Here is an 11,659-nt window from a genome sequence, read left to right as displayed (position 1 = left end):
CAATCCGAGGTGACCGATCAGGTTCTCCAGGAGGATATTATGAGTACGGCCCAGCTGTTAAAGATGGAGGGACACCAGGAGGGGCTTCAGGAAGGCCGCCAGGAGGAGGCGCTTCTGGTTGCCCGCAGGCTGCTGGCAACAGGCATGACCCTGGAAGAGATCGCCCCTATTGTAGACTTCCCCCTGGCCGAGTTGCAGGCTCTGCTGGCCAGGGAGGATTAACCCTTCCCCTGGGGCCAGCACACACGCGTCAGGGACAGGAGGGGTGCCGAAGGCAGTCGGGGCCTGCAGGCCCCGACGGAACCCCCGCATGGCCCGACGGCGGCCGGTTTCGGCTGCCGGGACGCCCCCCCTCCCCTCATCAGGGACAGGCTGCGAATACGCTCGCTCCAGGTGATCCTGGTTCCGGTTATCCGATGGCTGATCTGGTTGCCTGACCGCAGGCGTCAATGCAGGGTGCGGTATAGCAGATTTTCTCTGGCGTTCAACCCCTGAACGGCTATTTCCGGGTGATCCCGCCGGCCTGGCCAGGATTGAAGAGAGACACAAACCTGCTATAATGCACAGTGCGGGAAACACTCCGTTACGCAAAGACAACAACCAAGGAGTTCACGTGAGAGCAATAGCACGCGCCCAGAAGGGAAAACCATCAAACCTGAGTTTGACCGCATCGATACGCCTCTTCTGGAAGATCCTTGATGCGTCCGAGCGTCGATCCCTGGTGCTGGTGCTTTTCATGATTCTGATTCTGGCTTTTGTGGAGATGGCAGGCGTGGGATCGATAATGCCCTTTCTCGCCGTTGCCGCAGATCCCACGCTGGTGGAGACAAACCCCTACCTCTCCCGGGCCTATGAGTTCTTCGGGTTTACCAGCACAACGCGGTTTCTCATTTTCCTGGGTGTGGTGGTGACCTCCTTCATTGTGATGCAAAACCTCTTCACCATCCTGGTGAAATACGCCAAGGCCCGTTTTGCCTACATGCGGGGCCACAGCCTGAGTTCCCGATTGCTGGCTACATACCTCTCCAATCCCTATGTGTTCTTCCTGAATCAGAACAGCACGGAGCTCTCCAAAAACGTTCTGGCCGAGGTAAGAATGCTGGTTAATCGCTATATTACTCCTCTCCTCGACGGCATAACCGATTGTGTCGTCTGTATCTCCGTTGCTGCCATCCTGATCGCCGTGGACCCCCTGGTGGCAAGTGTGGTTGCTCTTGTTGTGGGGGGCCTCTACGGGCTTATTTTCCTGGGAGTCCGGGGGGTGCTCTCGGTCCTTGGCAGACGCCGGCTGCGGGCCAATACAGAACGGTTCACCGCAACCATGGAGGCCCTGGCGGGCATCAAGGATGTAAAGCTCCTGGGAAAGGAACGGTTCTTCCTGGAACGCTTTGCAAAGCCCTCCAAAAAGATGGCCCGGGCCTCGACAAAAATTGACGTTATTGGCAAATCTCCGGCCTTTTTGCTGAACGCCATCGTCTACGGGGGCATTGTAACCGCCATCACCATGATCATGGCACTCTCGGAGAACCCCGGGGAATACATTCCTGTAATCGGGCTCTATGTCTTTGCCGGAAGCCGGCTGATGCCCAAGGTTCAGCACATTTTTGTTGCCCTTGCAAAAGTTCAGGCCTATCAGTCCACGGTGGAGCTTATCTTTGAACATTTCAACCAGTCCGACAGTTCCACCGGAGCCAGAAGCGGGATGGTCGATGCACTATCTGCACCATCGGCTCTGGAAGTTGAACCCCTCCCCTTCACCCGTGAGATCAGCCTGGAGAATCTCAGTTTCACCTACCCCGGAGCATCGGAAGGGGTGATCCACAACCAGAGCCTGACTATCTCCAGGAACACAACGATCGGGTTGGTTGGAACCACCGGGTGCGGCAAGACCACCCTGGTGGACATCATTCTGGGGCTCCTTCGGCCCACGGAGGGGCGGGTCTGTGTCGATGGTGTGGAGGTAACCGAGGAGAACCTCCGGACCTGGCAGGCCAATCTTGGCTACGTGCCCCAGTCGATATACCTCACCGATGGCACCATCACCGAGAATATTGCCTTTGGCATACCTCCTGAACACCTTGATCACCAGGCTGTGCGCAGAGCCGCTCACATTGCCAATCTTGGACATTTCATTGAGGAGGAGCTTCCCGGAGGATACGATGGCACCGTGGGAGAACGAGGTCTTCGCCTCTCGGGAGGGCAACGTCAGCGTCTGGGCATTGCCCGGGCCCTCTATACCAACCCCGATGTGCTGGTCATGGACGAGGCTACCAGCGCCCTGGACGGGATGACCGAGAGCGCCATCATGGAGGCCATCGAAGAACTCACGGGCAGCAAGACGATCATCATTATCGCCCACCGCCTGGCAACGCTCAGGAAGGCCGATACTATCTACCTGCTCGATAAAGGGCGCATCGTGGCCCGGGGATCCTACGAGGAACTCCTGGCAGAGAACAGCGCGTTTCAGGACATGGCCCGGGTGAGTGAGTAACTCGCTCCCGGAAGCACTACCCCCCGAAAGGCCCCTCGGGCAGAACGCCCTCATAGGCCTCCTGAAAAGCCCTGGCCACCGAGGGAATCGAGAAGTGGTCCTCCACGCGAGCCCGGGCGGCCACGCTGCGGCGGGTGCGCTCCTGCAGGGGCCACCGGGCAGCCTCCAGCATCGCCTCACCCAGCAGGCGCGAATCACCGGCAGCAACGGTCAGCCCCGTGTCTCCCAAAACCCGGGAAGAATCACCCACGGCAGTTGCAATGCAGGGACGTCCGCAGGCCATGCCCTCGCCCAGAACATTCGGAAAGGCCTCCACGAGGGAGGCACTCACCAGAATATCCAGACCGTTATAGACCTCGGGCAGATTCCGCTGCTCCCCCAGAAGAAGCACCGAATCCTCCAACCCCCGGGCGGCAATCTCCTTCAGAAGGATCCGGTTTTCCCTGTCGAGCCCCCGCCCGATCATGACAAACCGGGCCGTTTTCCGTTCCTGCCGGACATGCCCGGCGGCACGAACAAAGCCGATGTGGTTCTTGATCGGGTGATAGCGCCCGACAATCCCGAAAAGCAACTCGTCATCTCCGAACCCCCACCTCTGTCGGGCCAGCCGCCGGAGGTCCTCCTGCGGCCGGAAGAGATCCAGGTCAAAACCGTTGGGGATCACCCCGTCCCGGCTCGCGCGGTACCCGGCCCGGCGATGCTGATCGCGGCTGGCATAACTATTGTAGAGGGCCATATCGGGCGAACGCCCCAGGAGCCGCCCCCAGGGTTGCGTGATGGCCCGGTTCACCTGCCGGGTAAAGCGGAAGAGAAGCCGCTGGGAACTGTTATGATCCAGGGACTGGCGGATGTGCCAGACCAGGGGCGTGGGCTCTGGAACCAGAGCACTGCACACGGCGTTTGCCCGGTACATCCAGGAAGCAACCACATCGGGCTGGACCCGGGCCAGAACCTCGCGGAAGGCAGGCCGAAACCCTCTCCGGGGCATTCCTCCCGGCATGGGGATCTCCCAAAGGGGTATTCCCAGGTCCGTAATATCCGTTGCCAGGGGACCTCCGGAGCTCAGTGACAAAACCGCCGGAGCCACCCTGGAGGGATCGGTCTCGCGCAGAAGCTTATAGAGCATCATCTCGGCGCCCCCGATGGTAAGTCCGGAAATTACATGCAGGACCTTGATCGGGCCGGGGTGTTTTTGTGTTGTCATTTCTGTCCTCGGCATAGTGGTTTGTGTGAAATACAATGCGCTGGTCAGATCTCACGACCACTCGGGATCAGTGGCATAACCAAATGCTTTAAAATCTTTCTCAAATAGCGTCGAAACAATTGACACGGCTTCGTCGGAATAGAATTCCGCAGCTCGCCGTTGTGCTGACGTTATCCTGGTCTCACTTTCCTGTAACTCGTACTCATGCGGTCTTGCAAGGCTCTGTGCCAGAACGGGGTCAAGACCATTCGCTTCCAATATTATTCCCATTTCATCAACAATTTTTTCGAGTTTTCCAATAAATGAAAATTCCTCGACGGGTTGAAAAAGCGAATCCACTTGAGGCCACCAATGACGGTTCTCGTAGAGACCTCCAGCAGCAAGGAACCGCAAAAAAGTCGCAAAACCCTCGGGCGATGAACGACCAACACCAGGAATCTCGGTATATTTCCCGTTCACTTTTTGGCCGGTAAGCTTCTCCAGATACGCCGATAGAACCCGATAGTAAGGGTTCCGCACAATCGAAAAAGAATAATAGTCTTTCAAATCAAGCACTTGCCGAACAGTCAGATGCTCGGGTTTGACCAAGCACTTTTTCAGATCGCGAGCGTTCGCGTATGACTCCGAACCAAGAATATCATTCAGAAAGGCAGTAATTGTTGTGTTTCCTGATTTTTTCAACCTATTATATATTAATCGATATTCTGGATAAATGGAGACATTGTGCTTATGGTGAAAATTTCTGTAATTAATTTTTGATTTTGAGCCTGCAAGCAGAATTCGATTGCGTTGTAGCTTGAGCACACGGCCAAGTCTGTGCGTAGTCTTTTTTTTCATTTTTTAGGTTCCTCGACTTAAGAGATTCAAGTTTATGGGGGAGTTGTACGAGAGCTCCTTGAGCCACAGAACTACAATATTACCAAGAGTCCAGTCATATGACGATATCACAGTACTCAGACTCCAATAAGACGTTTCCCGGTTTGGTTGTACGGTGAATTTCTTGCTGGAACTCTGGCGCAGGAGTAATGAAGGCAGGCCATCCTGGCGTTATTATTCGTCCCACAAGCTTTTTTGCAGGCTTGCTTAAGCCGAAAACTTCTGACTATCCATGCGTTAGGTTGAGGGAACACGTTTTTCTGCAACGTTGCGGTAGCGGTTTTTCGAAAACCAATGTGCAATAGCGCGTTCATTTTTGGGGAAGCCTCGGTCATTGTTGCTCGAACCTCTCAGCAATGAGCTCGGCGATGCGACTAAATACCTTTGCATGTGCATCGTAGGTAGAGCCTCCTGCATGCGGAGTGACGATTATTCGCGAATCACTACGAGCGGCGGTGATCAGTGGATCATTCGGTAGTTGAGCTGACTGATACTCATTGTTGAGAACATCTAGTCCAAGAGCAGCTATTTTACCCCTCTGCACACCGTCTAAGGCTGCTTTGGAGTCCAATACCGCTCCCCGCGCGGTATTGATGATGATGACACCATCTTTCATTTGAGCAATCTGCTCATGAGCAATCATTCCCCGGCTTGTTTCGTTGAGCTTTGGGTGCAAGGAAACAATGTCGGACTTTGCGAGCAACGTGCTCAACGGAACGGCCTCTACCTCTTGAGGCGCACCATTCATGACGTCCGGGTCTATATCATAGATGAGAACCTTCATCTGAAAGGCGTTTGCATAGCGTGCAACCTTCTTGCCAAGCCTGCCATAACCGATAATGCCAATAGTCTTGTCTCGGAGCTCCATACCTCGGATATCGGTATTGACCCAACTTTGCTCATGGTTTACACGATCAAGCAGTTCTGGCAAACGGCGAGCACAGGCCAAGGTCAGCATCCAGGAAAGCTCCGCCGTGCTAGAAATTCCATCTATAAAAACCCGATCATCATTGAGTGAGACGAATTTTACTCCCTTGTTTGCAAGAGCCTTTGTATCTATGTGATCAGAGCCGGTTGACGGCGTGGCCATGACCCGTAAATTGGTCGCGATTTCAATCAGTTCCGAACTGATATGTTCGAATAGATGGGGAACCACAATATGAAACTGGGGAATATGCTCCTTAAGCCAATCTTGGGTATAGCGCCGGTACGTTACGTCGCCCAAGCTCTCAAAGGCCTCTACTCCGGGGTAGTCGCTCGGCAAAAACCCCACAAGCACTTTGTGCACATTACTACTCATTGTACAACTCAATCAGCTCGTCAAACTCAGACAGATACGGCCGGTAGGGCTCGTAGTCCAGCATTGACGAAGCTGTGATGAAGTCAAGGTGACGATCAACATTGACCGAGTTCGCTTCCGGCATTTCCATTCCGAGTACATGATCACCCCACACCTTTCGTTGGGTACGCAGCAGCTGCACGCGTGATAGATAAATACTGCCATTCCGCAAATAAGCTGGAGGTTGCAGGTCTTGTCTTCGAGAAGGCTCAATTTCCACTGCGTGTTCACAGAAGTCCACAAGTCTTTGCCCTTCGAGTCGCTTCACTCGTGCCGGGTGCTGATCCCAAACCCTAACAATCCCCGTAACACAAGTCGCCTCTGGATGATCCTCTAATAGCGACACGGCGTTGCATAAGTGTTCAACTGTACGAAAGGGGGCAGGTGGTTGCAATAGCATGACGGCATCGAAAGTTTTTCCCTTTTTTTCATACCAATCTAGGGCATCAAGAATTGCATCAATTGTGGGAGAGGTATCCTGGGATAGTTCGGGGGGTCTGATATACTCCGTGGACAGGTTCAGGCACTTCACCGAATCAAAATAGCCCGGGTCGTCAGTCGAAAGCAGCACTTCATCGAACAGTCCAGCACGTTGTGCCGTCCAGATGGAAAACGCAATAAGGGGAACATTGCGGATGCGTTGAACGTTCTTGTTCGGAACCCCTTTTGACCCAGAGCGGGCAGGAATAAGTGCAAGTGTTTTCATGCTCAATACGTAATTCTCTTTTGAAGTTGAACGACAGTTCTCGACAGGATGTCCGCAATTTTTTCTCCCGCCGTTCCATCACCGTAGATTGGTTCAAAACCGTAAGGCCCATGAGAAAGCTGTTTCTGAATTGCAGAAGCTATTTCGTCAGCATCGTTGCCGGTATCAATGACATTGCTACCGCGTTCCCGGCCTGCTTGTCGTGTACCAATATTTACCACGGGGGTGCCGATAAAAGCCCCTTCTCGAATACCACTTGATGAGTTTCCGACAAGGCATTTTGTTCGCTTCATGAGTTGCACATAGGTGCTGATGGGTAAATTCTTGAAGAAGTGCATGTCGGTGTCTAGCCCCTTCTCACGCCAGATTCTGATCCCTTTAGCAATATCATCTGATCCGGCATCTGCATTAGGCCACAACACAATAGCTGGTAGCCCAATGTTTTTTACGGCCTGTAGTGTCGCCGTAATCTGCTCTCTGCCGGTGCCATACTCTGTCGTCACAGGATGCTGGGAGACCAGCACGAAGGGTTTGTCGATGTCAACACGATCACCAACTCCCAACCGAAATATTGACTCATCCACCTCGGACCGACTGACAGATAGCATTTCAGCAACCAGATCCATGCGCGGACAACCGACAAGATGTACAGATGGCTCGGGCTCGCCCAGCTTAACAATTCGTTCATATGCATCACGACTTGCGGGAAAATGAATATGGGCGAACTTGGTAATTGCATGTCGAATGCTTTCGTCAATCGTGCCACTCACTTCACCGCCCATGGTGTGTGCTATTGGAATATTCATGTAGGCGGCAGCAAGAGTTGTGGCCATAGTTTCAAAGCGATCCCCTACCGTCAGCACAATGTCGGGCTTGATTGACTCAAATATTGTGGGCAACTCTATGAGCCCCAGGCCAGTAGACTTTGCCATAGTTGTGGGAGTCTCTCCTTCAATGAGCATATGCACCCGTGCAACGACAGAAAATCCGTCCTGTTCAATGAGGTTGATGACAGAGCCATATCGATCGAGTACCGCAGATGCCCCGGCGACCACTTGCAACTCAAGCTCCGGATGCTTTTGTATAGCCCGCATCACCGCTTTTATGCTGGAATAGTTTGCGCGTGAGCCAATGAATATGCAGATTTTTTTCATTTCAGGTCCTTGTAGTGTAGTTGTGTATCCTGCTCGACGTTGTGCGCGAGCGTCTTTCCAATTACCTGCTCCCAATGTGCAGCAGGTATTCCAGTACCCGGTTTTTTGAAGGCAAGATCTGCCAACTCAATAATTTGCCCTTCCTTAAGTGCACGAGAAGCCACAATGCTCTTTTCAAAGATCATTTTCATCTCACGTAAGGATTCAACACTGTTCTTGTCTACCGGGCTTTCCAGCATTTTCCAAATGTCATGAAGTCCCTGGGATAGAACTTTAAACTCGTCAGGCTCCATGGAGGTTTTCGCGTCACTTCCGTACATTAGCCTCGAAAATGCAAAGTGTTTTTCAATAACCTGTGCCCCCAAGGCAGCGGCGGCAAAGGGGGCAGCGTAGCCAATAGTATGATCAGAAAAGCCAAGAGTACAACTGTAACGCTGGTGAATCTCAGACAGGACGTTCAACCCTACCCGTTCTGGTGGTGTTGGATACTCGGAGGTACACTGCATGACCACTAAAGGGCCGCCGGTCTGCACAGTTTCAACCGCTTTATCCAGTTCCGACCAATCACTCATACCCGAAGAGAGCAGAATCGGCTTACCTGTAGCCGCAACTTTATGTAGCAGGGGTAAATTTGTAATTTCACCCGAGGGAATTTTATACATATCAATGCCCACCGACTCCAGAAGATCTACTGCTTCCAGGGAAAACGGCGAGGACAAGAACTGCACCCCGCAGGATGTACATTCTGCCCTGAGTCCAGCCCACTGCTCTGGGGTGAAACTTGTGCGCTGGAAATACTCGTAGCGAGGTTCACCTTTGAAGTACGGGGGCATTGGAGCGTCTCGCAGAGTTTCTGCTTCGGCAATGTGGGTCTGAAACTTCACAACATTTGCACCAGCCGCAGCGGCCGCCCGAATAAGAAAGGTAGCATTCCCAAAGGAACCATCATGAACCGACCCAATCTCGGCTATAATCATCTTTGTATTCATACTTGCTTGTGCTTCCTCTCTACAAACTCCGTTGCTCGCTTTATCTTATCATACCATTCGTCCGCGAAAACGTCATTGAGCATGTATCGCGTTGAGAACGTGAGATCTATGTCTTCTTCACTATTAACCAGACACGCCATACCGCATTCCAAGAGAAAACTCATGGTCTCTACTCCCGGGGCATTTAGCACAAAGGTAGTGCAACCAAAGGCGGCTCCCTCCAACAAGGCCGTTGAAGCAATACCGACCTGCCATCGAGCCTGCGCGAGTAGCTCGTAGAGCGTAGGCGTCTGACCGTCAACCACGGTGACATGGTTGTTCTCAGCCGCTGAAGCAAGCTGTGGGTAGAGTGACCTCCACATGGATCTGGTTTCAGGGTGGAGTTTATAGACCACCTTGATGCGCCCCGCGTATTTCTCAGAAAAACCTGCTGCCATCCTAGCCAACGTGTCGTCGAGAGTCTTGGATGCCAGAAACACTATAAGTTCCTGCTTCTGAAAGGGCTGGTACTGATTCAACCTATCGCTCAAAAACGGGAACCCAACAGGGACAATATGGTCTTCTGGAATCGAAAACTGCGCGGCGTCTTTCCACAGGTCGCCGAAACAGAAAAAGTAGTCAGGCCCGCTCCTTTTTTGCCGGTCACCCTCATAACTCAGCACCACATAGTACCGCGACACAATAGCGTGCTGCAACTCAACCGTAGGTATTCCCAGTTCCTTGGCAGCCTCTATGAGAGAGCAATGAACATTTGAGGTGACAAGGAAGACCACTTTCGGCTGTAGAAGCTGCAGGAACAACCGAAAAATTACTGTTTGCGTGACAGCCTGTCCGTGCACACGAGCCCCCCGCTTTCTAATGGAGCAATCTGTTCCAAAGCTCTCACGCAACGCGATTGCCAACTGACCTAGTTTCCGACGTTGCTGGTCGCTTAACCGAGGCTTCCGGATGCGCCTCAGGAGCCCGACAATGAGATCAAGACTATCCTGGTAGAAGAGATTCTGCGTCACGGCTGGTGTCAAGTGACGACCATGCCAATCACGCTCAATACTGACACAGTTATCTTGCCCCAAACGATCTATTATGAGGTCGGTATAGATGTCCCAATACAAACCGTCTTTCTCAAGCTTACGTCTCGGATGCCCCCAGAAGGCATACTTTCGACGCCTAAAGATCGCCCAGATCGGATTGCCGAATATATAAAGGTTGCATACCTCACGAACAATCACACACAGACGGATAAACCACGAACTTCTCGTCTTTGATGCAATCGGAAATTGATGTGCATCTTCGACCTTCAATTGCACTTGGCGCGCACGAAGCTCACTAAATACGCTGTAGCGTAGTCGCTCCCAAATATCGGAAAGAGGATCACCCGGGCGAAGCAGTCCGAAGCTGTCTTCTATTTTTATGAATTCTTCGTAAAGCTCAATGCCATCACCAACCCGTTTTTGATTATTTGCCACATTTTGTCCTTATTTTTTACAACGGGCACCTCACAAATCGCATATGGGGATCGGCGGGTTTGAAGTTCCCGATTTTTTTACGGCGAGATGAACCACCCCACCGCTATTCTTGCCGCAGATGACCAGCCACCTGTGTCCGCACCGTTTAGGTAGCGGTCTTTTCGTCGTACTATGGACATCCTATATTTCGGTATTATTCGTTCACACATTCAGTGTTTGGAGCAAAATCCAGCCGTTTCAGGTTTTTTCCAGATGGCAAACCCGCGTTCAACCGCTCCAACGCAGGCAGAAACTATATGATTTTCTTGTCAGGGGCTTTGATTACACAATTTCTCCAAAAGGGAAGTGCTTTATAATGAACAACACCTACCTGTGCCGGAATGATTTTTAATTTCAATATTTTTGATATTGCAAGTCTGTGGCACCCACCTCTGGCAAAAATGAAATTTGAATTTCTATCAATATGAACATAAACACCGCCACTTTCCCTAAAATTATACTTATGTATTTCTTTTCTGCTCATCAGTTCATTCTGGGTTTTAACCTTGCGGTACACTTCATCCAGGGCATCATATCTAACTTTTACATCACTAGATGAATAGCAACGATCTGCACCTGGTTTAATCTTCATTAATTCATCCATCAAATCGTAAGCACCTGCTTGATCCCATGTTTTGCCATTTACAAATCTTTCATAACATATCTTATACTTCGGAAAATCTTCAAGCGGTGTTACATTAACATCCCAATCCCCATCAACGATGCGACCAGAATCTTTCCTACTAAAAATTTCAGATTGAAGGACCAAGTTTACACAACCAGGATCAATGTATATCTTTTCGCAAGAGAAAGGTGCTTTATCTCCAGAGGCTCTTGCAAAAATACCGGGCTGACGTATTTTTTGAGCTAACCACCGCCGCGTGAAACAGGTCTGTAAATAAAAAGTGGATAGGAACCCCGTAATCTGGTAGTTTTAATTAACCACAATAAAAACGCCAGGGAGGAACCTATCCGATGAAAAGCATAACAGGAATTATTGGTGGTGCACAGATTCTTTTCGATATCTCTTTTGATATTCAGGATTCTTTTGAAGAGTACCTGACCATGAAGCATCGAGCCTTCCTGCATGTGTTACGAATTGTCGAAGAGCATTTTCCTGCTGTTGCCTCCAGCTATCGTGGCCGGGGTCGCAGACCGCACGATGACATCGCAATAATTCGGGCGTTTATGGCCAAATCGTTTTTCCAGATTGAAACGACAACATCTTTGGTTGACCGCTTGCGAGGTGATTCATCGCTGCGCCACATATGCGGATTTACGGTCGTACCCAGTTCGTCGACATTCAGCCGTCGCCTGGCTGTCTATGCAAATTCTCATCTGCTCGAACAAGCATTATCTGCAATGGTTTTTCATTACTACAAGGATTCCATCGTT

The 11,659-nt window shown here is 51.4% G+C and carries 10 protein-coding genes and 1 pseudogene; 3 read left to right on the top strand and 8 right to left on the bottom strand.

Going from position 1 to position 11,659, the window contains the following annotated elements; all coding sequences use genetic code 11:
• Together BW950_RS14090 and BW950_RS14085 are read left to right on the top strand one after the other, a co-directional pair.
• A pseudogene (locus BW950_RS14090) lies at window positions 1-222 on the top strand (hypothetical protein); the annotation flags it as partial.
• A gap of 391 nt (window positions 223-613) precedes the next feature.
• A complete protein-coding gene (locus BW950_RS14085) occupies window positions 614-2,491 on the top strand; it encodes an ABC transporter ATP-binding protein (RefSeq protein WP_159438817.1) in 1,878 nt (625 codons plus the stop codon).
• Window positions 2,492-2,507: 16 nt separating this feature from the next.
• Here the strand turns inward: BW950_RS14085 and BW950_RS14080 are convergent, their stop codons facing one another.
• The 8 genes from BW950_RS14080 to BW950_RS15005 all read right to left on the bottom strand — a co-directional run bounded on the left by BW950_RS14080 (window position 2,508) and on the right by BW950_RS15005 (window position 11,033).
• A complete protein-coding gene (locus BW950_RS14080) occupies window positions 2,508-3,695 on the bottom strand; it encodes a glycosyltransferase (protein ID WP_076489939.1) in 1,188 nt (395 codons plus the stop codon).
• A 51-nt stretch (window positions 3,696-3,746) separates the two neighbouring features.
• The gene (locus BW950_RS14075) at window positions 3,747-4,532 is read right to left on the bottom strand and encodes a sulfotransferase family protein (RefSeq protein ID WP_076489938.1); all 786 of its coding nucleotides are present in this window, start codon (window positions 4,530-4,532) and stop codon (window positions 3,747-3,749) included.
• A 370-nt stretch (window positions 4,533-4,902) separates the two neighbouring features.
• Window positions 4,903-5,871 (bottom strand): 2-hydroxyacid dehydrogenase, encoded by a 969-nt coding sequence (locus BW950_RS14070; RefSeq protein WP_076489937.1) that lies wholly within the window; start codon window positions 5,869-5,871, stop codon window positions 4,903-4,905.
• Window positions 5,864-6,616, bottom strand: a complete 753-nt coding sequence (locus BW950_RS14065) for an acylneuraminate cytidylyltransferase family protein (RefSeq protein WP_076489936.1) — start codon at window positions 6,614-6,616, stop codon at window positions 5,864-5,866. Before BW950_RS14065 ends, BW950_RS14070 begins: the two co-directional genes overlap by 8 nt.
• 2 nt (window positions 6,617-6,618) lie before the next feature.
• A complete protein-coding gene (gene neuC / locus BW950_RS14060) occupies window positions 6,619-7,770 on the bottom strand; it encodes a UDP-N-acetylglucosamine 2-epimerase (RefSeq protein ID WP_076489935.1) in 1,152 nt (383 codons plus the stop codon).
• A complete protein-coding gene (locus BW950_RS14055; RefSeq protein ID WP_076489934.1) occupies window positions 7,767-8,759 on the bottom strand; it encodes an N-acetylneuraminate synthase family protein in 993 nt (330 codons plus the stop codon). Before BW950_RS14055 ends, neuC begins: the two co-directional genes overlap by 4 nt.
• Entirely contained in the window at window positions 8,756-10,225 is a 1,470-nt protein-coding gene (locus tag BW950_RS14050) for a hypothetical protein (RefSeq protein ID WP_076489933.1), read from the bottom strand. The genes BW950_RS14055 and BW950_RS14050 overlap by 4 nt, the downstream gene beginning before the upstream one ends.
• Before the next feature lie 292 nt (window positions 10,226-10,517).
• Complete coding sequence (locus tag BW950_RS15005) at window positions 10,518-11,033, bottom strand: hypothetical protein (RefSeq protein ID WP_143559272.1); 516 nt, start codon at window positions 11,031-11,033, stop codon at window positions 10,518-10,520.
• A 206-nt stretch (window positions 11,034-11,239) separates the two neighbouring features.
• On the opposite strand from BW950_RS15005, the gene BW950_RS14820 reads away from it, so the two are divergent.
• The coding region (locus BW950_RS14820; protein ID WP_143559271.1) for a transposase at window positions 11,240-11,659 on the top strand (420 nt) is incomplete at its 3' end.

The organism is Alkalispirochaeta americana, from assembly GCF_900156105.1.
GTDB lineage: Bacteria > Spirochaetota > Spirochaetia > DSM-27196 > Alkalispirochaetaceae > Alkalispirochaeta > Alkalispirochaeta americana.
Note: the sequence above shows the minus strand (reverse complement) of the source record. Positions and strands in the feature narration are given on the sequence as shown.

Coding starts and splice junctions, on each gene's coding strand:
- BW950_RS14080 (WP_076489939.1), bottom strand. CDS start 3,695: ATGACAACACAAAAACACCCCGGCCCGATCAAGGTCCTGCATGTAATT.
- BW950_RS14075 (WP_076489938.1), bottom strand. CDS start 4,532: ATGAAAAAAAAGACTACGCACAGACTTGGCCGTGTGCTCAAGCTACAA.
- BW950_RS14070 (WP_076489937.1), bottom strand. CDS start 5,871: ATGAGTAGTAATGTGCACAAAGTGCTTGTGGGGTTTTTGCCGAGCGAC.
- BW950_RS14065 (WP_076489936.1), bottom strand. CDS start 6,616: ATGAAAACACTTGCACTTATTCCTGCCCGCTCTGGGTCAAAAGGGGTT.
- neuC (WP_076489935.1), bottom strand. CDS start 7,770: ATGAAAAAAATCTGCATATTCATTGGCTCACGCGCAAACTATTCCAGC.
- BW950_RS14055 (WP_076489934.1), bottom strand. CDS start 8,759: ATGAATACAAAGATGATTATAGCCGAGATTGGGTCGGTTCATGATGGT.